We start from the raw sequence: 25,417 nt of genomic DNA on the forward strand, positions 1-25,417 counted from the left end.
TTGATTGATTTGAGAAAAGAATACATCTTTTACTTTGCGATCGGAAACGATTTGGTCGGCAAAACTAAGTTGGGAGCAGGGGGAGATCTTTATAGGGTGAAGATGCAAAAAAAAGAAAGAATTGACAAAATAAAAAAGAAAATAGTTTTGCAGAGGTCTCTATATATGTGCTGTTAGGGTAATGGATAATGGGCGAAGATAATACTCTGAATAGAAGTTCTCCATATCTCCAATGGAGCGAGAACTGTAACTGCGGATATTCGTGAGATTATCACCGTTGAGGTTGAACTCCACCTTCTTTGATAGTTTAAATTGCAGGCTACTACCAATGAACAGATAATCTTTACGTTCTGAGGTCAAACTGTTGTTATGTGTATGGCTGGCGTGGAGATTCAAGAATAGACGCGAAGGCCACAAGCGGAGGCTCAATTCTGCACGCTGATTTAGTTCGTCGTGGGTGAATGTATGTTGAGGAGCCGTCGAACGTTGTCGCTGCCATGTAGATCTATAATCCAAGCGATATCCACTCACTATATCGAATGACAGTGTGCCTCGTAGGGCATAGCCTGTGGTCCGATAAGTGGTGAGTACCGATTGGCGCAACATTTCACTCTTCCCCCATGAGCGGGTAGCCGAGAGTTCTATTTGTAGTGTATGCCAATCAATGTCCTTGCGCCCATAAGCCGTCAATATGTAACGATTACTATGATTGGGCATATATGTCGCCTCGACAATCGTATGCGCCTGCGCATCAAGGGTAGTGCCGTAGGCGATGTCACTCCACGAACGCTGCCAACTGCCCTCCAAATGGGCAAACATACTCGTGAAGATGTCTTTGAACGCCACTTTGAAATGAGTGCCTGCACCGTAACTATTGTCGAGTGTCGCACGATAGCGCGAAAGGCTGCGATAGTTTTGCATCACGTTGGCTGTGAGAAGCATTCTCCAAGGAGTCTCGCTAGCTGAATAGTGAGCATTGGCGTTGAACGTAAGGTAATCAGTGGCTTTCCATTGTAAAGAAAACGAAGGTTGCAAGTATAAGCGCAGGCGGTGAGCATCCGTTTCCTCGCCCTCAACAACAGCGTTGTTGAGGGCGGTATAGGTCAAAGCAATGGGTACACTGAGCTTGGATTGGAAAGCACCACTGGTGTATTGTGCCACAGGTCCCAAATCTACACTGCTACGCAAGTGATTCATATCTCCATGAGGAGCCACAGGTATATTGGGATGAGCGAGTGCAGAAGTGAGTATAGTATAGCTGGTATTCAAATTTCCCGAGGTGGAAAGTGTCCATTTGCGAGTACGAAGGTTGCGCAACAAACTAAAACCATTGATCGTGGAAATGGATGTGATCTCTATGTCTTGATGAGCTCTCCTCTCGCCACCAATGATAAGAGTTTGTGGAGTCGTTGAAACTCGATTGGTAGATGTCCACTCAAAACCTCCTCCCTTTGCTGTGCGGTGCACCCAATGGGTGCGATTGCTCATTCCCAGCGAACGATAGTGCAAAGCTTGTGAAATGGAGGACTCTCCGCCGGTTCCGTTCAACATAGAGAGTTGGTTCTGATGAGCCGAACGAATATCTCCTCGCCCCTCATTCCACCGTCCCCAGAGCGAGAGCGCATTCTTGAGATAGCGATGCTGAAGGTTCTTTTCATAGATGAGTTGTACATTCGCCGAATGAGTGTGCGTGCGATCGGCTATATCTTCCATGAGCAACTGCTTCTCACCATTCGGCAAGAGGTAAGTGATTTGTGAGAAAGAGTGCCCACTCGCTAAGTTGTGGCTGTAATTGAAATTATAGTTTATCGTAATGCTGTCGGAGAGTTTTGCTAAATTGTTGAGATTGATGCTATGGCGATAGCCAAACAGACCATTGCCTATTGGCGGTGAGGAGTGTTCCACAAGTGAAACCATACGTGAGTTTCCCTCTGAGGAGAAACCATAATGGTCAGTACCCATCTCTTGGGAACGTCCCAGGTTGTCACCACTATAACGCAACATGTGCTGCTTGCTCTTACCGAAGTACATGGCTTGGAGCATAGCCTCCCACAATGATTCATCGAAATTGTGTCCAGCCCCTAAATTAGCCGATTTGCTCCATATCCCCTTGACTTTATCTTTGAGTTTTAGGTTGATGGCTGCACGCTCGGAGGGAGTTTGATCCTGTCGCGAACGAATGTGTTCGTGATTTTCTAATACCTGCACCGTGGCGACATCTTCGGCCTTGATACCCTGTGTGGCGAGATTGTAACGTCCCTGCAACATATCAAGGTTTTCAATGTAGAAATGGTTGATAGGGGTGCCTTGATATTTAATCACTCCATTGTTCTCAATGGTGATGCCAGGCAGTTTCTGCAGCACATCACCTATGGAACGGTCTTTTCCACGAGTGTAGGCCGAAACAAAATAGTTGAGCGTATCGCGATTCCCCCACAGTTTTTGCGACTTGATCACGACTTCACGCAATGTCTTGTTCTCTTCCTCGACATGGAAGTCAAATGTTTGCGAATGCGCTTTGATACGAGTCGTTTTCCGTTTGATATTAAATCCTGATATGCTAAGGAGTACTTCACTGAGTTGAATCGTAGCCTTTAGTGTGTAGAGACCTTGTTTGTCAGTTGTCGCATAGGCCACAATGCTGGAATCAGTCGGTTGAAGCATAGTAACAAGAGCCCCTACGACCTTTTCTGTACCGCAACGAGCCTGTCCACTCACGCTTATTATCTGTGTCTGAGCATTAACAGCACGGAGGGGGGCAACTAAGAGAAGTAAAATGAACCAAAAACGAGTCATTTAATGATCAGAAATCTAAGGGTTGAAATTTTGCAGGTTTCATATCAATAGGTGTCCCTCCTAATACCACCATTCCCTTTATCACTGCCATACTTTCTATTTCTGCAGGCTTGATGTAATACGATGGATTAGAAACGTAGTTCGGATTCCCAAAGATACGATTGCGTAACTTCACAAATTTGGCACGTGCAGACTTTACAATGCCTTCTGGCACAGTGTAAGTGATGGCCTCTTTTGTGGGTTCTACCTTACTACATTCAAAACGATGGATACTATCGGCTGACACCGCACGGACAATCAGACCAGGCAGGCCTCCCAATCGCCATGGACCAAAACGAGTGGGCAGTTTTTCGGTAAACCATGCCGTCCACGCTCTTCCACCATACGTTCCGGTTGCTTTTTGGCAAGGTAGTCCGCAAATGGTATCGCGTTCGATTAGTAACGTCCATTTTATCTCGGCCATCTTTTCTGTGGTCAAATAGCGATAAGGTGGGATGGTCTCGACTGAGGTTATCTTTCCCTCAGGATGGTTCTGCCAAGTAGTGGGAACATAGAGTAGTTGCTCATTCTTGTCATTTTCTCCATTGTGGCGCTTCTGCCCCATGGTGCACGCCATATCTTGAGCTACTTGCAGGGTGAGCCCATAGTTCACTATATGATTTTCTCCCTTATTGTCAGAAGTCCGGCAAGTATAATCATAATGGGCAACTAAAAAAGTAGAGGCGATACTATCTTTGACTTGTCCATAGAACATTACAGAGAAACTCCAAGATATTAAACAGAATGTAATTTTACGAAACATTATCAGGGTTGTTGTTGAGGTTAGACTTATTGTTGCACCATACTTATATATGTAGATGAGTATCAGGATTGCACATTAGACCGGCATAAAATCATCATGTTAATGTCTGAGGAGCTACCCGCCCATCTACTAGGAGACCCTTTACAAGGCATATTTGATTTTGCTCAACCCATTGTAGATTTTGAGAAAGACCTACTATCATTTAACCGCTATGATTTTCTTCAAACACCTTGGAGATGGAAGAGGCTTGGAAACGGCAAACTTGGTCAACTCATTCTTGGGATGAGGGAATCTTTACTTAATGAAAGAAGTATCAGTCTTGTTACAGACAAGGAGGCTGGTTGTTTCATACATAACACACAGGCACAACAGCGACAAGAGTTTTTCTTACAGAAGTTAGGTCCTTTTCTTAGAACTCTAAGCCAAAGAAGTGATAGTATACTCGTTATATTTCCTAGCTATATAGATAACAAGAGAATCCCTCGAGGAACAATCTCTGATCGATGTACTGCGAAATCTCAAATTGATATTAGAAATGATTTTGTCCTTATCGAGGCAATAGATGATTCTTCATACTATAAGTGCGCAAGAACGTTAGACGACTTTATAGAGAAGCTGCCTAGATCACGAAAGCCTTATAAGAAACTTTTAGATATACTGGATGATTTGTCTTTCAAGAAGTCTGATATCTCTGATTGGATTTCTGAGGATGGTGTCAAGAAAAAGCGTGATAGCACAAAGAAAGTTAAATCTGAAGCGCTATCGAATACCGTATGTTCGGTTATTAAATCTCCATCCTATAGCATTTTGTTAAGGTTATTCACTACGATAAAGTCTGATTTGAGATGGAGACCTAAGCGCCCCGATGTCTTCTCATCAGTATCTACATGCCTCAAATTAGCAAATGAGAATGCTACATCTGTTCTAGAAGAGATGAAGAAGCACAAGAATCGCATAAGACAGGTGGGAAGAAGAATAGAAGGCCAATGCATAGGGACAACCTTGCTAACAAAGGGCTTGGAGTTTGACACTGTCGTCTTAATTGAAGCTGACAAGATGAAATCATCAAAGGATTTTTATGTCGCTATATCTAGAGCGTGCAAGGATGTTCATATTTTTACCTCAAATACAACTCTACATTTTGAGAAGTAAGTTTTTGGGTGTAGAAAAGGGTGTAAATCGCTTAACTCGCTGATTTACACCCTCGTCTGCGGAGAGAGAGGGATTCGAACCCCCGGTGCCTCTCGGCACGGCAGTTTTCAAGACTGCTGTAATCGACCACTCTACCATCTCTCCAAGACCGATTGTTAGTTGAATTGACTGCAAAAGTAAAACTTTTTTCTGAAACAAACAAATTTATAATTCATTTTTTTACTTTGTACGTACGTAGAGTCAACCCGCGTAGAGTCAACCAGCAAGTGCAAAATTATGATATTCTTTTGTAGAACTCAGTTTTGGGTGTTTCAAAATTGAGTTTTTGTCTTGGTCTTCTGTTTATTTTCTTCTGTATTTGAGCAATTCTTTTATCAGTATAGTCATCAAAGTTTGCATACTTGGGTATATATTGCCTGATGAGTTTGTTTGTATTCTCAATAGCTCCTTTCTGCCATGATGAGTAGGGGCGGCACAGTAGACGACAGCTCCTAAGTATTTCGTTATCTGCTTATGCGCTGCAAATTCAGACCCATTATCTGCCGTTATGGTCTTGATGTGCTTCTTGTAGGGCAAGAGTAATCTGCATACCTCTTTGGCCAGTGGCTCAGACTTCTCATGACGTAGTTTAGTCATAAAAAGCATATTGGAAACCTCTGCAACATCCCCTTATAAACGTGCCAAAAAAAACTTGAAGGGGGTATTGTAGATGACAACCTCACATTCATCGTGCCTATAAATCGTTTAGGACAACATTGTATTCTTCTCTAAAATCAGCAAAAAAACAATATATCTTTCACTTTCAGGCCGAATATCATGTTTTGGGAGCTTCAATCACGAAACGCCCCATTTGTTCCGGATTCGTTTTTTCACTCCCCACTTCCCCTCCCGATCTCTCGCACGCTTCCGTCATTCCTTTTGCGGAAGTCCTACAAAGGAGTTAGATTTTTCTACAATGGAGTTACGAATTTCTACGCCTTAGGCCGTGCGCCCCATCGCCCAACCCCGCCAAACGGCAACAGCGAAAGGCGAAATGACCGGCGGCTTACGCGTACGCGCGCGCATCCCTCTGTTATCACATTTTGCCTCCGCTGCCTTTGCAAAACGAGATAACCGGCTGAAAGACAATATTATATTTGCGAAGGCAAGTGAAGGCAAAACGCATCGATCCGGCACAAGTTGCTGTTTGTCAATATTTTGAGAGCGATTTTTGCCTTCACAAACATCTCGAAAGGGTATTTTCGCGGCACAACAGCGGAAGCAAGTGAAGGCAAAGCCCCCTTTTGCCTTCACCGTATCCCCGCTGATTATCAATCTCTTGAAAAATCCTTTAAGGGGTTTGCCTTCACTTGCCTTCGCACATAACCATTTGATTTACAGTTGTTCGTGCGTTTTAGCGGAGGAAAAAACGGAAAAACAAAAAAACAGGGGTAAAAACGCCCTTTCGAGCGTTCGTTCAAACCGATTTGAAGGGCTCAACATGACTTTCGACATATTCCGCCCCACCGACGCAGAGAAATCCCTGCTTCCTCCCGCTCGAAAGTTTCACGCTCCGCTCCTCCTCCCTCTCCAAGCAAGGCGAGAGGGAGGAGAGAGCATGCCGCGCTCCAAAAATCACCAAAAGTGGTGATTGCCCGTTTTTCCTTTTTATCGTACTTTTGCACCGCAAAAACTATACGCACCTCATCGGAGCACCCCTCCTTCGACGCCTTTGCACCTTGGAACTCGCAGGCTTCCAAGGTTAAATTTTTGTCTTTACCTCTTTTCCCGCACAAAGACGACACGGGTCGTTTTGTCGGGCGCGCCCCTTCGTTTTTCAACGGAAGGACAGACGAGAGCGTGCAAAGGCGAAAGGAGGAAATTGGAGATGCCGATGAAAAAGACTTATTCGGCTCAGGAAACAGCCACAGCAAACCCAAGGATTTCATGCACAAATTCCACTTTTTTTCGCTCCTCGTGTTGCTGGGATATGCCCATGCTCATGCCCAAAAACCGGAAGGAGAGCTCGACAGCACGCTCAATTTGCAAGAGGCCGTCGTGTCTTCCCGCTACATTTTGGGCAGTAAGTTCAAAGCCCGAAACCGCACGGGGTCGGCCTACTACGTTTCGCCCGAAGAAATCAAGAAATACGGTTATTCCGACATCAACCGCATGCTGAAAGCCGTTCCCGGCGTGAACCTCTACGAAGAAGACGGTTTCGGCTTGCGCCCCAACATCAGTTTGCGCGGCACCAAAGCCGAACGCAGCGAGCGCATCACGCTGATGGAAGACGGCATTTTGGCGGCTCCGGCACCCTATGCGGCTCCGGCGGCTTACTATTTTCCCAACGCCGCACGCATGTATGCCATAGAGGTGCTGAAAGGCAGCAGCCAAGTGCAATACGGCCCGTTTACGACGGGAGGTGCAATCAACCTTGTGTCTACTCCCGTGCCTCGAAAATTCACCGGCAATGCCAAAGTGTCTTTCGGCAGCTACAACACGCTGAAAACCCACGCTATGGTGGGCGACATGAAGCGCAACTATGGCTATCTGGTGGAGTTTTTGCGCTATCAGTCGGACGGTTTCAAGAAGTATGACGACCGAAAGGGCGACGGCTTCTTGCGCCACGACGTGATCACCAAGTTTTTGGTCAAGACCGACAAGGCGGAGGGCGTCAATCACTCCTTGGAACTGAAATACGGCTTTGCCCACGAAAATTCCGACGAATCTTATTTGGGGCTGACGGAAAAGGATTTTGCCCAAACGCCTTATTTGCGTTATGCCGGTTCGCAAATGGACCACATACGCACTTTTCATCACCAATTTGCGAGCACCTATCTGCTGACGTTCAACCCTTACTTCAAAGTGACGACGAACGCCTACCACAATTACTTTTATCGAAATTGGTATAAGCTCAACGACGTGAAAGCCGGACACACCAAAGCCGAAAAGAGAAGTATCGGCCAAGTGTTGAACGATCCCGAAACCAACCGCGCCTACTATGACATCGTGACGGGCAAGACCGACTATGCGGGCGAAGCCTTGATTTTGCGCGCCAACCGCCGCTCTTATCGTTCGCGCGGCATTCAGAGCAAGGCGGAATACCGTTTGTGGGGCGATGGTTTCTTTTGGGATTTCGAACTCGGCCTGCGCTACCACGCCGACGAAGAAGATCGCTTTCAATGGGAAGATGCTTACAGTATGATCGACCGGCAGATGCACTTGTTTCACGCCGGCGTTCACGGTTCGCAGTCCAACCGCATCACATCGGCCACGGCCTTTGCGAGCTATCTGCTGGCCAAGCTGCGCTATCGGAACTGGACGTTCACGTCGGGGGTGCGCTATGAAGACGTGGAACTCTTGAAAAAAGACTACGGCAAGCAAGACCCCACACGGACGGGGAAAAGACGCATCGAAACGCCCAACCACGCACGCGCCCTCATTCCGGGGATAGGGGTGAACTATCAGATTGCGCCCTCGGCTTCGGTGTTTTTCGGCATTCACAAAGGATTTGCACCGCCGAGTGCCGAACTCTATCAAAAGGCGGAAAGCAGCGTAAACATGGAGTTGGGCACAAGGCTCCGCAAGGGCGGCCTGACCATGGAGCTGATCGGCTTCCACAACCGATATGACAACATGCTCGGCAGCGACCTGGCCGCGGCGGGAGGTTTGGGCACTTTGGAACAGTTCAACGTCGGAGAGGCCTTGGTGCAAGGCGCGGAGTTTCTGATGCAATACCGGCCGCTGCCCCGCCATTGGCAGGTGCAGCTTCCGCTGCAACTCTCTTACACTTACACGGACACGCAGATGCGCAACTCCTTCGAGAGCAACGCGTGGGGCGTGGTGCGAAAAGGCGACGAGATACCCTACATCTACAAACACGCGCTCAACGCACAAATCGGTCTGAGCTACAAAAGGTTTGAGGCCAATGTCGGCATGCGCTACAACGGCGACATGCGCACCATTCCCGGACAAGAGCGCATGGCGGAGAGAGAGAAAATTCCTTCGACCGTGATTTGGGACGCTTCGGTGAAAATGGACATCAACAAGAAAGTGTCCGTTGCGCTGAATGCCATCAACCTCACCAACAAGAAGTATCTCGCCTCGCGTCACCCCTCGGGCATGCGTGCCGGACACCCCTTCGGCATCTATGGGGCTGTCCATGTGCAGTTTTGATTGTAAACGAACAGATTAACCGGATATACAGACCCATGACCATATCATCATTGACAAAAACGACGCTCACGGCATTGCTCCTCTTTGTGGTGCAGATCGCTTGGTCGCAATCTCCGATCGAAATCACGGGCATTGTGAGCGAAGAGTCGGGCGAACCTTTGCTTTCGGCTTATGTGAGGGTGTTGGAAACGAAAAAAACGGTCGCCACCGACGCCACCGGCAAATACAAGATACAAGCCCGAAAGGGAGAAACCTTGCAGGTGAGCTACGTCGGGAAGAAGCCGCAACGCGTCAAAATCAAAGATAAGGTGATGAATTTCGTGTTGAAAGACAATACGCAAATCGAAGAGGCTGTGGTGACGGGCTATCAGAAGATCAAAAGCCGCGTGTTCACGGGAGCGGCTCACTCCGTCAAGATGGATGAAATCAAACTCGAAGGCGTGGCCGACTTATCGCGCATGCTCGAAGGACGCGTGGCCGGCCTTTCGATACAAAACATCACCGGAAGTTTCGGTGCCGCTCCGCGCATCAACATCCGTGGCGGTGCTTCGATCATGGGCAACGTTCAGCCGCTGTGGGTCATCGACGGTGCGGTCTGCGAAGACTTGGTGCCGCTGACCATCGACCAACTGTCTTCGGGCGACGCCGTGACGCTGATCAGTTCGGCCGTGGCGGGCTTGAACCCTTCGGACATCGAAGACATTCAAGTGTTGAAAGACGCCTCGGCCACTTCCATCTACGGCGCACGCGCCCTCAACGGCGTGATCGTCATATCTACACGTTCGGGCAAACGAAACATGCCCAACAAGGTGTCGTACACCATGGAATTGAGCGTGAGATCCATCCCCTCTTACACTAACTTCGACCTGCTCAATTCGCAAGAAACGATGTCCGTTTATCGCGAAATGTACAACAAAGGGTATTTCTCTCTGAAAAACACCCTCTACGGCCGCCGAAGCGGTGTGTATCACCAAATGTACAGAGATATTAGCACGCTCGATCCCGCCACCGGAAAATATCTGTTGCCCAACACAGAAGCGGCCAAAAACGCATTTCTACGCGAACGAGAATATGCCAACACCGACTGGTTCAAACACCTGTTCGGTCACCGCCCCACCCACAGCCACTCCGTCACCTTTTCGGGCGGCGGGAGCAACTCCTCGACCTATGCCTCGGTCGGTGTCTACGAAGATTTGGGCTGGACCCTTGCCGACAAGGTGCGGCGCATCACGGCCAACGTAAAAAACACTTATTTCTGGAACAGCAAATGGCGCACCACTTTCGCGGCACAAGGCAACTTTCGCACACAAAACGCACCGGGTACACTGCCGCAGCGAAAAAATCTCGTGATCGGCTCTTTCGAGCGCGATTTCGACATCAATCCCTTTGTCTACGCCTTGGGCACGAGCCGCACCTTGCGACCGTATGACGGAAAGGGCAACAGAGAGTATTATCGCAACAACTGGGCACCGTTCAACATCTTGAACGAGTATGACAATAACTACATCAAAACAGATGTGATCGACTTCAAGGTGCAGGGCGACTTGTCGTATTGGGTGAACAAGGAACTCGAAATCAAAGGTATGATTGCCATACGGCAGGCTTTCACCGGCACAAGACATGCCGTGCACGAAGGCTCGAACCTCATTCAAGCCTTTCGCGCCGCCGAAACACCCTATGTGGCCGAACAAAACATCTATCTCCTTAAAAATAGAGAAGACAACCTGCTGCAACCGAAAGTAGCCCTCACCCACGGAGGTATTTTCAACAAAACGACAACCTCACTCAAAAGTTACATGGGACGCTTGGCCGTCGATTACGACAAACGCGTCGGAATACACAACTTTCGCGCTTTCGGATTTACCGAATTGCGACAGATTGACCGCACATTCGATTCTTTCAGCGGATATGGTATTCAATACGATCGCGGAAATCAAGTGCATACCAATCCGTTGATTTTTGAGAAACTCGTCAGTGAGGGCAATCAGTATTTCAGTCTGAACAACCGCACCGAACGCGGAGTAACCTTCTCCGGAAATGCCACTTACGGTTATGCAGGGAAATATATTTTCAATACCGTGGTGAACTACGAGGGGTCAAATACGGCCGGAAAAAGTGCACGTTCAAGATGGCTCCCGACTTGGAACGTAGGTGCAAAATGGAATATGGATCAAGAGGAATTCATGAAAGACAACCTCTATTTCTCTCGTCTGTCCTTGCGCATGAGCTACGGATTGACTGCCAAAATGAACGAACACGCCATCAACTCCAACGCAGTATTCAAAAACATCATCATTAACCGCTTTAAACCGGAAGATCGGGAAAATGCCCTAAAAATCCTACATCTCGAAAATCGCGATCTAACATGGGAGAAGATGTATGAATTGAATTTCGGAATAGATTTGACACTGCTCGACAACCGCATCAGCAGTACCCTCGATGTATATCAACGTAACTCTTTTGACCTCATCGACTTGGTACGCACCTCCGGCGTGGGCGGACAATATTATAAATATGCCAATTTCGGCGATATGCGCACCCGAGGAATAGAATGGTCTTTACAAATGCAAAACGTGAAAACCGAGACATTCCGTTGGAACACAAGTGTCACGCTCAGCATGATGGAGCAGAAAATCACCCGTCTGCTGAACAGCCCCAACAGTTTCGACATGGTGAGCGGAACGGGGCGTGGCAACATCGTGGGCTATCCTCGCGGTTCATTGTTTTCGTTCAATTTTCAAGGATTGAACAACCAAGGGTTGCCGACGTTTGATTTCGGCTTATATCCTCTGAACGATGATCCTAAATCCCGGATTTCGGGAGCAGATTTTCTCGATGCACAATACTCCAAATCCTACTTGATTTTTCACGGTTCGATCGAACCTAAAATCATCGGCGGCGTATCGAACACGTTCAAATATAAGCAATTCGACTTTTCCTTCTTCGTGACGATGCAGGCAGGCAACAAAATACGCCTCAACCCCACGTTCGATCCTCGCTTCGGCGACCTGAACGTTTTCTCCAAAGACTACTACGACCGCTGGCTCAATCCCGGTGACGAATTGCGCACCCATGTGCCGGTACTTCCCTCACAGGACTTGATACGCCTATACGGAGAAGAAAACATAGAGCGGGCTTACAACACGTACAACTACTCCCAAATGAGAGTGGCCGACGGCAGCTTTGTACGTATGAAAAACATCTCCGTGGGCTACACCTTTGCTTCGGAACAACTCAAAACTCTGAATTTGAGCGGTGCAAATATCAAGTTTAATATAACCAATCCGTTTTTGATCTATGCCGACAGCAAATTGCAAGGACAAGATCCTGAGTTTTACAAGTCGGGCGGAGTTTCTCTACCCATTCCCCAGCAATACACCATGACACTCAGCCTCCAATTCTAAGTAAGACAACATGAAGAAGATCATATTTACGGGAGTCATTGCCGCTTTATTGGTTTCGTGCCAATCCTTTTTGGAAACCAACCCCGACTCCTCGCTCAAAGTAAACATTGACAGCGAGGCGCAAATAGCCGATTTGCTCACGGCGGCCTACCCAACTGCAAATTACGCAGCATTCTTGGAAACAAGAACGGACAACGTCGGCGAAAGAGCGAAAGGAAAACACACAAAACTGAACGAAGCGATGTATTTTTGGGAAGACTACGACCAAGAGGACTTAGACACACCGCTCAACTATTGGAATAACTGCTACGCCGGCATCGCCCAAGTGAACAAAGCACTCGAACTGCTGGCTCCATACCCCAAGACGGAACGAATAAAAGCACTTTATGGAGAGGCTTTTCTGTTGAGAGCATATCTGCACTTTATGCTGGTCAACATTTGGGCTGAGCCTTATGCTCCCGAAAAATCGCTTTCGGCACCGGGCATACCCTATTTGACCAAACCCGAAAAACATGCCATAGTCCATTATTCACGAGGAACGGTCAAAGAAGTGTACGACAAGATCGAAAGAGATTTGAGATTCGGCCTCTCTCTCGTTGATGACAAATACTACAAGAACAGTAAATTTCATTTCAACAAAAAAGCCGCACATGCCTTTGCCACACGTTTTTACCTGATGAAAGGCGAATGGGCAACCGTGGTGGAATATGCCGACTATGTTTTGGGAAACGAACCTCAAAAAGTGCTCAGAAATTGGCAAAAACTGACAGACGGAAATCACCTCATCAACTTGGCTCGAATATATGCAAGCGACACAGAACCTGCCAACCTGCTGCTGACAACGACGGAATCGAGAATGGCGCGACAAATGCCTATGGAAAGATATGGCACGACTTTGGGCACGATCAATCAAATTTTCGACAACAAAGGGATCGATGGCTGTTCAGAAGTGAAGAAGCTGAAAATGCGCACGTCTTTCCCTTTCCTCTATGCACAACACGACATTAAGGATGCGGTCTACATGGCTAAATTCGATGAGTTTTCACTCTCCGGAGATATGGGTACGAAGCCGCGCGATTTGTTTGTCACAAACATTCTCTTCACCACTGACGAAGTGATGCTGAACCGTATGGAGGCGTATGCCATGCTGAGCCAATATGACAAAGCCGTACAAGATCTGCAAGACTACATGCTTGCCAAATTCAGCATGGATTTGCCTTGTGATCGCAGTGCGTATCAATGGACAAGCAGTAAAAACTACACGGTCTACACTCCTTTCTACGGCATGACACTTAAACAACTGGCTTTGGTTAAAATTATTACCGATTTTCGCCAGAAAGAGTTTTTACACGAAGGGTTGCGTTGGTTTGATATTCGACGTTTTTACCTCTCTGTAAAACGCAGTTCCAAAAGTCCTTACTATCGTCCTTTGGAGAAAGAGGACCCTCGAAAACTTTTACAGATTCCCATACAAGCCATAAAGGCCGGTCTGGAACCCAATCCGAGATATGACGTGAATCAACAATTTTATGGCAATTAAGTTTTAATTCGATTGCAAGCAGACGATCTCTGCACCTTGCCAATAAAACCGACCACTACTTTACCTCAAAAAAAGACGTACACGAAATACCACGCTCTTTCATTATCAACCAGCCGCAAGATGATCATGAAAAAAATAAGCCGCTTCCTTCTTTCTCTTTTTTGCCTGATGTTCACCATGGGATGCAACGGCGAAGAAGAGTTGTCGCCTCATAGCGTGATAGACGAAGGAACGTTTCCCCAACAGGAAACGGAATTATCTAAATGGATTCAAGCCAATTATACGACTCCTTATGGTATTGATGTAAACTATCGCTGGAATAAGAATACCGCCCCACAGGGAAGCTATGCTTTTCCTCCGTCGATCGAAAAAGTACGTCCCGTGTTGGAAACGATCAAAACCCTTTGGATAGAATTATATGCCAATCCGGAATTCAAAGGTGGGCGTTTTCTGCAAGGAAGAACACCTATTACCATACATCTTTATGGAGGACGCAATACCGATATCAATGGGGTAGATCTTTTGAGCAATACTCAATCGACGCCCATTGAACTGCACGTTTATAATGTCAATGATTTTGACCCCAAAGACTCGAAAAAAGTATTTTTGCTCATGCGCAGTGTACACCATCAATATGCCAAACGTCTGCTGGAACTTTTCCCCTTCGACCGTGACGCTTTTTTATTCATCAGCCGCCATCGCTACACTTATTCTACGAAATTCATGGTACCGCTAATCGGAGAATTTAAGGACAGCTTTTATGGTTTGAGTGAATATGCGAACATGCGCGGTTTCTACACACTCCACTCTTTTCTTTCGCCCGAAGATGATGTCGCGGAAATCATCAGCAGTACGCTCCTCCACACGCCCAAAGAAATCAGACAAGCCGAGGAACGAGCAAAAACTCCGGATTTTGACACCGATCCCATCGTGCAAAATCAATACAACAAAGAGGCTGAAGCGGCTCATCGAGAATTTGTGACCAAACAAGACTTCGTCAATAAATATTTTGAGAAAGAGGTGAAAATTCCTTTGCGTCGACTACAATTCATCAGTATGAAGAAAATGAGAAATTATTTAGTACAGAACCAGTAATCATGCCCAAATTCCTCTCCATTTTATTCGCTTTTTCTCTCTTGATCGCTTCTTGCCAAGAAGAGAACATTTTCGAACAAACTCCGACGGAACGTGCAACAGAAAACGTGAAATCCCTACACCAACAATTGACCACCGCTCCTCATGGGTGGCTCATGACCTATTTTCCGAAAACAGATTCTTTGCTTTTCACCAACCCCAATGTGCACATCGGCGAATTTGAACATCGCGATCAAGATTATGGTTACGGAGGACACAATTTTTTGATGTCGTTCAAACCCGAAGGGTTGATAGAAATGCAAAGCGATGAAAGCCTGCAAACAATGGTCGAAAAAAAAACCGGGGAATTTGAAGTAAACCAGAACAGCTCGACACAAATCAGCTTCACGACTTTCAACTACATTCATCGTCTGATCAACGAACAGTGGAATGGCGTGTCCGACTTCTTATACGTGCGCACCGATCCCGAAGGACGCCTTTGGTTTAGGACATCTTCCTATCTCGAAGTGGCACGAGAGTATATCGTGCTCCGCAAAATAGCTTCGCAAGAGGAGCGTGACACGATTTTATCGAACGCCTATCGAAATCGGACGATGTTCGAGGAAATGAAAAACCCCATTCTCACCATTCGACAAGGAGACAAGATATTTTTTCGAAGCAACTACAAAATCAAACACGTCAGAGGAAAAATCTCACAAAGCAACAGATACTACCTCTTTCTCTTCAACAAAACCCCCAACCCCATCATCGAAAGATATCCTTTGGAAATGAATGGTTTGGGCTCCGGATATGTGGGAACGGAAAAGGGACTTACATTCATGACGGGTTTCAGATACAATAAAAACTATATCTTCCATGATTTTATCAGGCAAGAAAACAAGTTTGTTTGTGAATTGGTTCAAATCTACGACCCGATCGAAAGAGTCGAAAAATGGGTAAGTCGTCATCTGTATCCTCATGGTCGGATTACCGGCGTCATTGCCGAAATTACCGAGGGTGACCAATAAACGATATTAACAAAAAAAATGCCTCACAATGATCAAACCACTATACCTATTGATAAGCCTTTTTCTTTGTTTTTCCTGTAATGAAGTGGAGAAAGACGAAGCAGAGGAAGACTACGATCGTCTTTTCCCCTTAAAAAAAGAGATAGAGAAACACACGCCTATGCCCGGTGAGGCCATCGTGAAACAAGGTGATGTCAATGTCAATAGGAAATCTTTCAAATATGAAGGCAATGACACCATCCAAGACAAAAACACTTATACCATCACCTTGAAATACCGCTTAAAGGAGGATTATTCCGACATGGAGAAATCCCGATATTTCGTGCGTTTCGTGAATGAGGACAAAACACTGACAAGCATCTACTCCGACCCAAAAACGAAATTCATGCCCCACGACGAATTCGACGAAACTGCAGATGTCGAGATGGCGCACCCCGAAATGGAAAGTAACAAGGAATACACCATACGCTTCAAGGCGAAATCCGGTTTCCAATTATTTTTGTGCGTAAATGGAGCAGGTCCACGAAATTCAGGCATTCGCGCCAAGATCACGGCAGTTGCCGACGACGATGGACTGACTCCTCCTTTGGTTCTTCAAACCGAACAATATCAAACTCAGGAAGGACAAGCCATGCTGTCTCAACCCTACTGCAAATATGTCATCCTCCCCTAATGCCTCTCTCCATGCAAAAACGATATTTGTATTTCCTACTGCCTTTCTCTTTGGTATTGCTATCGGCCTGCCAACAGCAGGAAGAAACAGTGGAATCGGCCTATGAAGAAGCTCTTCTTCCGAAACCTGCATATAAGTTTTCACGCAATGGTTATAGCAGTGTCGATGCTTTGGAATGCACATTCTTAAAACAAATATTAGACTATTTATACAGTGGTTTCATGAAAGAAGCCCGCATCTCTTTGACGGAAGACTACAAAGACGCTTTCTTACGTTACAACGAAGGAGAGTTTGGATTAAAGCCGGTAGAAGAAGTTGCTCGTTCGCCACGCCACATTTCGCAACGTGCCACCGTTCTTCAAGATCTGCAAAATCTCCTCCAATCGTCTGCAACAATATCGGGCTATCCTCTGGATGATCCCTACAAACATCGCAACCGAAAGGCAAAAATGGGAGTTTCCGGATTTGTCGGCCATGACATCGGCGATGACAACAAATTCTTCATCGACGAAACGGGGAAGGCTCCGGCAGAGGTCTTCAAATACTACATCATGGGAGCAATCTATCTCGACAAAATACTCAACGAGCACCTTGACGAACGTCATTTCACAAACGCCGATTTAATCAGACATCATCAGAACGTGAACCTCGTCCGCGGGCGAAACTACACGGCGTTGGAACATCATCTGGATTTGGCCTATGGCTATTATCAATTTTGGCAACCTCTGTCCAGAGCCGAAGGGCTACCCATTCTGAAAAATAGCGATCACAAAATATTCATCGCATTTGTGGAGGCGCGAACCATGCTGCAATACTATCGTTACGACGAGGCTATGACGCAAATCGCCGTCATCAGAGAAGAATTGTCCAAAGTCATTCCCATTCGTGCCATGAATTTACTGATGGGCGTGAACACCTTGGCCAATATCAAAGAAAATCCGGAATATGCTTTCGATTTTTTATCTCAAGCCATCGGACTCATCCGCTGTCTGCCATTCACGCTGCGCCCTGACGGCAGCCCCTACTTCACCTACGAAGAAGCCGACAAACTTGTGACCGATCTATTGCAAGACAAAGGACTGTGGGAGACCGAACGATTACTCGAAACGGCCGAGCATGCAGGTTCTTTGCGCAATATCGCGACGCGCGTGGGGAAACCTTTCAACATCACGCTGCAAGACATCAAACGATAAAATTCAAATCTCATGAAGCGCAACTATTTATATATTCTATTTTGGGTTTGTACACTCTTCGGGGTATCCGTGTCTTCCGCACGCTCCGAAATCCTTCCACCCACAGGACTGGCAGCCAAGACTTTTCAACACGAAATTTTCTTGACTTGGAATGCCGATGAGGCCAACGCATGGGAGGTAGTCGTAGACGATCGTTCCCCGATACGCACTTCCACTCCTCAATACACGTTGGACAGTTTGGTACACAACCGCCAATATACCATCAAAGTGCGCACTATAAAGGGAGAAGATTTTTCCACATTCGCCGTTTTGCAAGCCACTACGCAGAACATTCAGAAAGCCATAGATGCTCCCGATCGCATCCCTTATCTGAGAACTATCCGCATCGACGGCATCACGCCCAAACGTCTACCGCTGTATTTTAATGATTTGGCCAATGAAAAAGCCTGTATCACCTATAAATTCAACGGCCACCCCATTACCCCCATAGACAATCATTTGCACCTTTCTTCTTCGGCCTACAAAGATAAGTTGGAGATAAACATCGACGAAGGCGAAGGCCGTCGATGGCACATCGTTTATTTGATTTCGTTAGAAAGATAAAAGCATCTCCCTCATGATAAAACCTCTGATTTCTTTCCTATGTCTGTTCACGTTGGTGGCTTGCAATCCGATCGAAACCGACTGGCTTTCTCCCCTCAAAGTGGGAACAGAAGACGTGCGCGAGATCACGCTTCATCGCCTGTCTACCCGACAAATCATCCTCGAAGGCGGCAACGGCAAGTACCACGCCAACATAGCCGACTCCAGAATTGCCGACATCAAGCTCCGGCAGGACACTCTCACTATAAAAGCTCTATTGGAGGGGGAAACTTTCGCCACCGTTCTCTCTCATGACCAACAAGCACGAATTGCCGTCAAAGTCACCTATCCCGAACTCTCTTTTAGTACAGACTCCATACGTCTCTATCCCAAAGATCAAAGTAAATTTGTGTCCTTATTCGGTGGCGACCCTTTCGTCAAGATCATCGAAAACGACCCTGACGACATTCTCGACGTGAAATGGAACGGAAACACCCATTTGCTCGAAATCAACGCACACTATGAAGGCGAAGCCGAAATCACCGCCCGAGCACAAAGTGGAGATGAGAAAAAGATAAAAGTACTTGTAAAAGCCGAAGACGAGCCACGGGAATGGGGCATTTACGGCACCGGATATCGTTCTTTCGGGCAAAGTCTCAGCATCACCAATCTCATGGTTGTACACCGCCCTTCGGTGGGTACTTGGATTTCGAGTGTGGCCAATCCCAACGGAGGTTTTGCTTTCACCTACACGGGCACCGTGCTCAAAATAGATCCCATCGCAGATCCTCGTGAAGGCACCTATATAGATCTTGTACTGACAAAACAAGCAGGCCCTAACGTGGAGATTTCTCCCGGAGTATATAGAGTCTATGTGGAAAAAGTCACAGATTCGGGTGTCATGCTGCGCAGTCGCCGCCACAAGTTCTATTTACCCTATGACAAAACTTCAATAAAGCCATAACACCTATGGTCTGTCTATCATTCAATTTTCAATCCACAACATTATGATCAAAAAAACTACTTTTTTCCTTTTGGCACTCCTGCCTATTTTTTCCCAAAACTCTTGGGCTGTATTCGATGAGGAAGACGAAATCGAAGAAAAGAACGAAATCGCCGACTTCAAAGAGGGTAATCTCTACTATCGCTTCATTGACGAATCACAAACCAGCGTAGCCGTCTCCCCCCGATATGAAGAGGAAGAAGAAGACGTACCCGGATACGATGCCGAAACTGCTCCCAAAGGAAAAATCACGATTCCTGCCACCGTGATCTACAAAGGCAAGACTTACCCCGTGACAGCAATTGACGATAAAACTTTCGAATACTGCAAAGAAATAACCGAAATCCTCTTGCCCCAAAGCATCACGAGCATCGGAACCTCCGCTTTTTCCCATACCGGTATCAGCACACTGCAACTTCCTCAACAGTTGAAAACCCTCGGTAGCTATGCTTTCTCCAAATGCCTTCAACTGTCTGAAATCAGCATTCCCAACAGCATCACCAATCTGAACAGTTCACTGTTCCACGGCTGTTCCAATTTGCATAAAGTAGAAGTTCCCAATGCTGTGACAACAATAGAATATGGGGTATTTGGCAACTGCTCCTCCTTAGAAGAAATCACACTGCCCGAAACGCTAACTCAAATAGACCGACACGTATTCAAGGGATGCGACAATTTACAACGTATCACATGCCTTTTCAGTAATCCCAATCAGTTGAAATATTTAGGCATTTATGGAGAAATCTTTGAAGGAACTCCCGTGAACAGCATGATCTTGTTCGTGCCCAAAGGCTGCAAAGCCGAGTTTGAAAAAGTATATCCTTGGAACAAAAAATTCAAGGAGATCCGCGAATCGGAAATAACCGGTGTTGCAACAGTCACCACAGAAGAGCTTCACATCCTCCGCACCGAAAAGGGCATCTCCTTCTCTCTTTCTCAGGCTACTCCCATTCGCGTTTATGACTTGACGGGACAGCTCCGTCTTCAAACCATTCACCCGGCCGGCCAACACACACTTGCCCTCCCCGGCGGCACATACATCGTTAAACTCGGTACGAAAAGCACCAAATTGACGGTGAACTGATTTTTCGCACCTCTCATTTCCGGCGAAGCCGGTAAGTTCCCAAGCTCTGCAATTCGCGGCGTCACCCGTCCGGCCCAAGCGCCTTGGAACTTACCGGCTTTGTTGATAATGTCCGAAACAGTTTTGTCTTATCACAAATAAGGTTGAAACCCTCTTGCAGGACACGACCATGCAAGGTAATAGAATATTGACTCTCCACATGGATCTTACGCTGATCCTTTTTCCCGACGAAAGAAATAAAAAATCCTCTTCACACGTGGGGTGCAAAGAGGAGGTGCTCGAAGCGGGACTCGAACCCGCACAGCCGAAAATGGCCAAGGGATTTTAAGTCCCTCGTGTCTACCATTCCACCATTCGAGCGGAAAGCGGTGCAAATTTAAGTAGAAAAACGCGATCGACCAAACAAAACGTTTAGTTTTGAATGATAAAGACATCGCCGGCGATATTACTGACAAGGCGATAGCGATAGAGGCGTGCGTTGTGTTGTCCGTCGTTCGGGGCATTGGTGGGTGATCCTATGGCAAGGTCATAGGTGCGCCGGCATCTGAGGCAGTGTGCTTCATCCGGACGATCGGGAGCGAGATGAAGTGGCCGCTCAATGTAAGCACTTTCGTAGCAAGAGGGGCAAGCACGATCATAGGCCAAAGGTTCGAAGTTTCCGCTCACATCGGGCAGCCGGGGGGTGCCGACAATGAAGCCTGCGATCGAATGAGGGCGGCCGTAGGCATCGAGTGCAGTGCGCGGATAGGGCACAATGTTACCCGAAGCATTGGAGAAGAGGTAATGATGGGCATCGTAGTCCACGGTGCACCAAAGTCCCGGATTCCCCAAGGCGGCATGGAGGGGCTGAACGGCCGTGACGGGAGAAAAACGAAAAAATGCCTGATGAGGAGCATAGCGTCGTTCCGCTTCGTCGGAGCAGGCGGCAAAGACGAGCAACAATAGTGCGAAAAGCTGTATTCGCATGGGGCAGAAAATGAAACGGGAACGGTGGACTTCAACCGGCGGCAAGGAGTTGGCTCAAAAAGGTGGCGATGCCGTCGGGAGCTTGTTTGAGATGCTTTTCCACCATTTTTCGGATGAAGAAATTGAGTTCGGCACCCACGGTGACTTTAAGAGCCGATTGGTCGGCTCCTTTGGGGAGGAGTTGCACCCACAAGTTGGCGGAAACGGGTGCTCCTTGTGTTTCAAACTTGACAAGTTTCGGAGCGTCGCGCTCAATGATGACCAAAGCTATGCGTCCCATTGTGGAATCGAGCGTAAGTGTGTCGTCGGTAAATTCCATTTTCTCGATTTGTTCGCGCAGGGTTTGCAGTTTTTCGGGCGACATTTGGTCGGATGGCACTCCGGCGACTATGCGTTCGATCATGGCCGGATCGGAAAAGGCAGTTTTGATGGTTTCGAAATGCCTGAGGTTGGAGAGACGGGCGAATGCCAACTCCTGAGGAGTATTGACGGTGTAGATTTGAGATTCGTATTTGGTCATGAACGGGAGTTGTATTTATATAAAACAAGAGGAGATGAAGAAAAAGATGAACTTTATTTACCCCATTGAGACGGGCAGGAACGCCATTCGGCCAAGAGAGGGAGATGTCGTTGCTCGATGTAGCCGATGCGAAGTGCAGTTTCGACCATGGCGTCGTAGTCGGTAAGTGTTGTCAGTTCGACGCCGACGTCGCGGAAAGCTTCTTCGGCCACGGGGAAGCCATAGGTGAAAGCGGCTACCATACCGAGGATTTCAAATCCGGCGGCACGCAGTGCTTCGACGGCTTTCAGGCTCGAACCGCCCGTCGAGATGAGGTCTTCGACCACCACTACTTTGGCGCCTTCGGGCAGGGTGCCCTCAATGAGATTACCCATGCCGTGGTCTTTGGCCTTGGAGCGCACGTAGCACATGGGGAGATCGAGCACATCGGCCACGAGTGCCCCTTGGGCAATGGCGCCGGTGGCCACGCCGGCAATGGCCGTGGCGTCGGGGTAGCGGTTGCGAATGATGTCGGCCAAATGTGTTTTCACAAAGGTGCGCACATGAGGGTAGGCCAGTGTCTTGCGGTTGTCGCAATAGAAAGGACTGAGCCATCCGCTTGCCCATGTGAAGGGCTGTTCGGGTTGAAGTTTGATGCACTGCACACTGAGGAGTTGCTCGGCAAATTGGGTGGCGATGGTAGACATGAGGCGTTGTGATTTGTGGGTTACGGTGCAAAGATACAAAAAAACAAGGGAGTTGGGGAAGTTTGCCGTTTTTTTCGTCCGCCTGTCACTTCCTCATCTCCCCACATGCCTCGCTCGCAACGTCGAGGTTCTTTTTGCAAAACAAGGTCTATTTTCTCGGCCGCAACACGTTGACCACGCAGAGCAACACCACTCCCGTGTCGGCAAACACTGCCGCCCACATGCCGGCCAGTCCGAGTGCGCCCAATAGCAAAACACCGATTTTGATGCCGAGGGCAAGCACGATGTTTTCCATGACGAGGCGATGCGTGGAGTGGCCCATTTCGATAGCCTCGGCCACGGCTGCGGGGTCGTCTGTGGAGAGCACCACGTCGGCCGTTTCTACGGCGGCATCGGTGCCCTTCATGCCCATGGCAAAACCCACGTGCGAACGCGCCAGCACGGGTGCGTCATTAACGCCGTCGCCCACGAAAGCCACCTGTCGGCCGGAGGCCGTCAGCCGCTCCATCCATGCAAGTTTGTCGGTCGGCAGGAGCTGCGAGTGCCACTCGTCAAGATGCAGATCTTCGGCCAGCGCATCGACGGCCGAAGCATAGTCGCCCGACAGCATGACGGTATGTATGCCCTTGGCGCGCAAAGCCGCCACGGCCGCAGCCGCAGAGGGTTTGACACGATCGCCCTCAACCGAGAATGCCCCCGGCGTGCCGGAATCTTCACCGTCGGCCACGCAAACCACGCCCTCGGTGAGTGTTCCCGTTTTGTCGAACACCACGGTGTCAATCCGCCGCACGGCATCAAGATAGTTGCTCCCCTTGAAGAGTATGCCGCGACGGGAGGCCAGACCGATACCGCGGAAATAGCTCAACGGAATGCTCAGCACAAGGGCACAAGGACAGCTCACGACCAAAAACACCAAACTGCGATAGAACCACGTTTTGACGTCGAGCGAGGGAACGACGCCGCTCAATTGCAGCAACGCCGGAACACCTGCGAGCAATACGGCCGCCGCCACCACCAAGGGGGTATAGATGCGCGAGAAGCGAGTGATGAATTGTTCGGCCGGAGCTTTTCGGGATGTTGCCTCTTCCACAAGGCGGAGTATGCGCGAAAGGGCATCTTCTCCATAAGGGCGCACCACTTCCAAGCGAACGGAACGGTCGAGGGCGATCATGCCGGCCGAAACCTCGTCGCCGCGACGGAGCACCCGCGCCGCCGACTCGCCCGTCAGTGCCGATGTGTCGAAACGCGCCTCCTCCGTTAGCAACAGACCATCGAGAGGAACTCGACCGCCACGCTCCACGGCCAACATTCGGCCGCGGCTCACTTCGTGCGGCTCCACCTCTCGGCTACTGCCATCGGCCTCAATCAGCGTGCAGCGGTCGGGGCGCAGAGCCACGAGTGCCGTGATGCTTCTCCGCGCCTTACCCACGGCCATGGTTTGAAAGTTTTCGCCCAACAGATAGAACAACATCACAGCCACGGCTTCGGGATATTCGCCAATAGCGAAAGCTCCGAGCGTGGCAATCGTCATCAGCATAAACTCATTGAACCACGAGCCTTTTCGCAGGCTGCGCCACGTTTCGGCCAACACCTCGTGGGCGGCCACGACATAGGCCGCCACATAAAGCGCGGCCGTTCCCAATGGAAAAACGGAAAAACAGGTGGCAACCCATGCTGCGGCGAGCAGCAATGCGCTCGCCCCGAAGCTCAACCAGCCGCCGACGGCATGGGAATGTCCGTGGTGATCGTGATGGTCGTGGGATGCGGCTGCAACATGACACGCGCTGCATTCTTTCGAGGCAGAGGCGTTTTTCGGAGCATGCCCATCCGAAGTCTTATGGTGATGATGATGATGACACTGACACATAATGGCGGAGATGATAAGGTTTGCTGCAAAAATACGGATAAAAAGTTGCAAGTTGGTTGCAAAGAGCACCTCCTCCCCATCGGAGCAGCCACTGCGTTGACTTTCGGAAACAATGGGTTGGCTCACAGAAAAAAACGAAGAATGAGCAACTTGACGTGAAAACGCTGCACAGGATGCGGACAAGAATACTAAAATGACCGAAATCCAAGACACCTTCCGTATGCCCCAATGTTGCCCCAAGTATTTTGAGGCGCATAAAAAAAGAAGTGGTTTCGAGTAACCAACCGTTGCCTTGGTCAAAAGAGCCTCCGTCTCTTCCACTTTTTTGTCCGGAGCTTTTGCGAAGCTCTCCTCAAATGGCATGACGAATCATCTCCCTGCGTTGGTTCGGAGCGGAATTAGGTCAGAGGTAGACAAATCTACTCGGCACTTCGTAGCACCGCCCTCCCATGTAGTGACGCCTCGACGCGCCGCCGTTTTTTCAGAAAAAGAAGCCACTCTCGCGCACGCGCGCGTTACCTTATTATTAAATTTTGCTTTCACTGCCTTCGCATTTTCTTGTAAAGTTTTGAATTTCATCTGTTTATGAGCGAAGGCAAATGAAGGCAAAACAAAAATGGAAATTGCAACCCCTTGACAGTCTTCGGTTTATGCCGATTTTTTGCTTTCACCACCTCGAAAATGGCATTTCAAGCCGCCGTTGCGGCGGAGGCAGGTGAAAGGAACAGGGAGTTTTGCCTTCACCGTTAAATTCTGATTTTCAGTGTTCTGTGATTTTTGATTTTGCTTTGCCTTCACTTGCCTTCGCAAGGAATACACAGAAAATCAATTGAATAGCCGGTTTTGCGAAGGCAAAACGGCAAAAACAAAAAAAAAGGGTAGAAAAATGCCT

18 protein-coding genes, 2 tRNA genes and 1 pseudogene are annotated in these 25,417 nt (G+C 48.1%); 12 read left to right on the forward strand and 9 right to left on the reverse strand.

Annotated features, from left to right (window positions below):
• Nucleotides 1–159: 159 nt before the first annotated feature.
• Entirely contained in the window at nt 160–2,268 is a 2,109-nt protein-coding gene (locus EII14_RS03495; protein WP_233569357.1) for a hypothetical protein, read from the reverse strand.
• A 535-nt stretch (nt 2,269–2,803) separates the two neighbouring features.
• Complete coding sequence (locus EII14_RS03500) at nt 2,804–3,598, reverse strand: GLPGLI family protein (protein ID WP_124931185.1); 795 nt, start codon at nt 3,596–3,598, stop codon at nt 2,804–2,806.
• A 102-nt stretch (nt 3,599–3,700) separates the two neighbouring features.
• Here EII14_RS03500 and EII14_RS03505 point away from each other — a divergent pair, with 102 nt between their 5' ends.
• Nucleotides 3,701–4,750 (forward strand): hypothetical protein, encoded by a 1,050-nt coding sequence (locus EII14_RS03505; RefSeq protein ID WP_124931186.1) that lies wholly within the window; start codon nt 3,701–3,703, stop codon nt 4,748–4,750.
• A 59-nt stretch (nt 4,751–4,809) separates the two neighbouring features.
• Here the strand turns inward: EII14_RS03505 and EII14_RS03510 are convergent.
• Nucleotides 4,810–4,894: transfer RNA gene (locus EII14_RS03510), tRNA-Ser, on the reverse strand.
• A gap of 130 nt (nt 4,895–5,024) precedes the next feature.
• Nucleotides 5,025–5,413: pseudogene (locus EII14_RS09440) on the reverse strand (IS30 family transposase); the annotation flags it as partial.
• Nucleotides 5,414–6,230: 817 nt separating this feature from the next.
• Between EII14_RS09440 and EII14_RS09280 the strand changes: the two are divergent.
• From EII14_RS09280 to EII14_RS03565, 11 genes are all read left to right on the forward strand, one after another.
• A complete protein-coding gene (locus tag EII14_RS09280) occupies nt 6,231–6,380 on the forward strand; it encodes a hypothetical protein (protein WP_158608308.1) in 150 nt (49 codons plus the stop codon).
• Between the two features lie 296 nt (nt 6,381–6,676).
• Nucleotides 6,677–8,905, forward strand: coding sequence for a TonB-dependent receptor domain-containing protein (locus EII14_RS03520; RefSeq protein ID WP_124931238.1), 2,229 nt, complete (start codon nt 6,677–6,679; stop codon nt 8,903–8,905).
• Between the two features lie 35 nt (nt 8,906–8,940).
• Nucleotides 8,941–12,309, forward strand: a complete 3,369-nt coding sequence (locus tag EII14_RS03525) for a SusC/RagA family TonB-linked outer membrane protein (protein WP_124931187.1) — start codon at nt 8,941–8,943, stop codon at nt 12,307–12,309.
• Between the two features lie 10 nt (nt 12,310–12,319).
• Nucleotides 12,320–13,849, forward strand: coding sequence for a RagB/SusD family nutrient uptake outer membrane protein (locus EII14_RS03530; protein WP_124931188.1), 1,530 nt, complete (start codon nt 12,320–12,322; stop codon nt 13,847–13,849).
• 126 nt (nt 13,850–13,975) lie between these two features.
• Nucleotides 13,976–14,944, forward strand: coding sequence for a putative zinc-binding metallopeptidase (locus EII14_RS03535; RefSeq protein WP_124931189.1), 969 nt, complete (start codon nt 13,976–13,978; stop codon nt 14,942–14,944).
• Nucleotides 14,945–14,946: 2 nt separating this feature from the next.
• A complete protein-coding gene (locus EII14_RS03540; protein ID WP_124931190.1) occupies nt 14,947–15,951 on the forward strand; it encodes a DUF4302 domain-containing protein in 1,005 nt (334 codons plus the stop codon).
• Between the two features lie 28 nt (nt 15,952–15,979).
• A complete protein-coding gene (locus EII14_RS03545) occupies nt 15,980–16,624 on the forward strand; it encodes a hypothetical protein (protein WP_124931191.1) in 645 nt (214 codons plus the stop codon).
• Between the two features lie 11 nt (nt 16,625–16,635).
• Entirely contained in the window at nt 16,636–17,817 is a 1,182-nt protein-coding gene (locus tag EII14_RS03550) for a DUF4856 domain-containing protein (protein WP_158608309.1), read from the forward strand.
• A 12-nt stretch (nt 17,818–17,829) separates the two neighbouring features.
• Nucleotides 17,830–18,420, forward strand: a complete 591-nt coding sequence (locus tag EII14_RS03555; protein ID WP_124931193.1) for a hypothetical protein — start codon at nt 17,830–17,832, stop codon at nt 18,418–18,420.
• Nucleotides 18,421–18,433: 13 nt separating this feature from the next.
• On the forward strand, nt 18,434–19,363 hold the full coding sequence (locus tag EII14_RS03560; protein WP_124931194.1) for a hypothetical protein: 930 nt from the start codon (nt 18,434–18,436) through the stop codon (nt 19,361–19,363).
• 43 nt (nt 19,364–19,406) lie between these two features.
• Complete coding sequence (locus EII14_RS03565) at nt 19,407–20,486, forward strand: leucine-rich repeat domain-containing protein (RefSeq protein WP_124931195.1); 1,080 nt, start codon at nt 19,407–19,409, stop codon at nt 20,484–20,486.
• Nucleotides 20,487–20,761: 275 nt separating this feature from the next.
• On the opposite strand, the gene EII14_RS03570 is transcribed toward EII14_RS03565, so the two are convergent.
• The 5 genes from EII14_RS03570 to EII14_RS03590 all read right to left on the reverse strand — a co-directional run bounded on the left by EII14_RS03570 (nt 20,762) and on the right by EII14_RS03590 (nt 24,651).
• A tRNA-Leu gene (locus EII14_RS03570) sits at nt 20,762–20,846 on the reverse strand.
• Nucleotides 20,847–20,897: 51 nt separating this feature from the next.
• Nucleotides 20,898–21,452 (reverse strand): hypothetical protein, encoded by a 555-nt coding sequence (locus tag EII14_RS03575; RefSeq protein ID WP_124931196.1) that lies wholly within the window; start codon nt 21,450–21,452, stop codon nt 20,898–20,900.
• A 31-nt stretch (nt 21,453–21,483) separates the two neighbouring features.
• Nucleotides 21,484–21,972 (reverse strand): hypothetical protein, encoded by a 489-nt coding sequence (locus tag EII14_RS03580; protein ID WP_124931197.1) that lies wholly within the window; start codon nt 21,970–21,972, stop codon nt 21,484–21,486.
• A 53-nt stretch (nt 21,973–22,025) separates the two neighbouring features.
• Nucleotides 22,026–22,658, reverse strand: a complete 633-nt coding sequence (gene pyrE, locus EII14_RS03585; RefSeq protein WP_124931198.1) for an orotate phosphoribosyltransferase — start codon at nt 22,656–22,658, stop codon at nt 22,026–22,028.
• 148 nt (nt 22,659–22,806) lie between these two features.
• Complete coding sequence (locus EII14_RS03590) at nt 22,807–24,651, reverse strand: HAD-IC family P-type ATPase (protein WP_158608310.1); 1,845 nt, start codon at nt 24,649–24,651, stop codon at nt 22,807–22,809.
• Nucleotides 24,652–25,417: the final 766 nt, after the last annotated feature.

The sequence above is a fragment of the Alloprevotella sp. OH1205_COT-284 genome, assembly GCF_003859795.1.
GTDB lineage: Bacteria > Bacteroidota > Bacteroidia > Bacteroidales > Bacteroidaceae > Alloprevotella.

Coding starts and splice junctions, on each gene's coding strand:
- EII14_RS03540 (WP_124931190.1), top strand. CDS start 14,947: ATGCCCAAATTCCTCTCCATTTTATTCGCTTTTTCTCTCTTGATCGCT.
- EII14_RS03560 (WP_124931194.1), top strand. CDS start 18,434: ATGATAAAACCTCTGATTTCTTTCCTATGTCTGTTCACGTTGGTGGCT.
- EII14_RS03535 (WP_124931189.1), top strand. CDS start 13,976: ATGAAAAAAATAAGCCGCTTCCTTCTTTCTCTTTTTTGCCTGATGTTC.
- EII14_RS03565 (WP_124931195.1), top strand. CDS start 19,407: ATGATCAAAAAAACTACTTTTTTCCTTTTGGCACTCCTGCCTATTTTT.
- EII14_RS03580 (WP_124931197.1), bottom strand. CDS start 21,972: ATGACCAAATACGAATCTCAAATCTACACCGTCAATACTCCTCAGGAG.
- EII14_RS03505 (WP_124931186.1), top strand. CDS start 3,701: ATGTCTGAGGAGCTACCCGCCCATCTACTAGGAGACCCTTTACAAGGC.
- EII14_RS03530 (WP_124931188.1), top strand. CDS start 12,320: ATGAAGAAGATCATATTTACGGGAGTCATTGCCGCTTTATTGGTTTCG.
- pyrE (WP_124931198.1), bottom strand. CDS start 22,658: ATGTCTACCATCGCCACCCAATTTGCCGAGCAACTCCTCAGTGTGCAG.
- EII14_RS03575 (WP_124931196.1), bottom strand. CDS start 21,452: ATGCGAATACAGCTTTTCGCACTATTGTTGCTCGTCTTTGCCGCCTGC.
- EII14_RS03545 (WP_124931191.1), top strand. CDS start 15,980: ATGATCAAACCACTATACCTATTGATAAGCCTTTTTCTTTGTTTTTCC.
- EII14_RS09280 (WP_158608308.1), top strand. CDS start 6,231: ATGACTTTCGACATATTCCGCCCCACCGACGCAGAGAAATCCCTGCTT.
- EII14_RS03520 (WP_124931238.1), top strand. CDS start 6,677: ATGCACAAATTCCACTTTTTTTCGCTCCTCGTGTTGCTGGGATATGCC.
- EII14_RS03500 (WP_124931185.1), bottom strand. CDS start 3,598: ATGTTTCGTAAAATTACATTCTGTTTAATATCTTGGAGTTTCTCTGTA.
- EII14_RS03555 (WP_124931193.1), top strand. CDS start 17,830: ATGAAGCGCAACTATTTATATATTCTATTTTGGGTTTGTACACTCTTC.
- EII14_RS03525 (WP_124931187.1), top strand. CDS start 8,941: ATGACCATATCATCATTGACAAAAACGACGCTCACGGCATTGCTCCTC.
- EII14_RS03550 (WP_158608309.1), top strand. CDS start 16,636: ATGCAAAAACGATATTTGTATTTCCTACTGCCTTTCTCTTTGGTATTG.
- EII14_RS03495 (WP_233569357.1), bottom strand. CDS start 2,268: ATGTTGCAGGGACGTTACAATCTCGCCACACAGGGTATCAAGGCCGAA.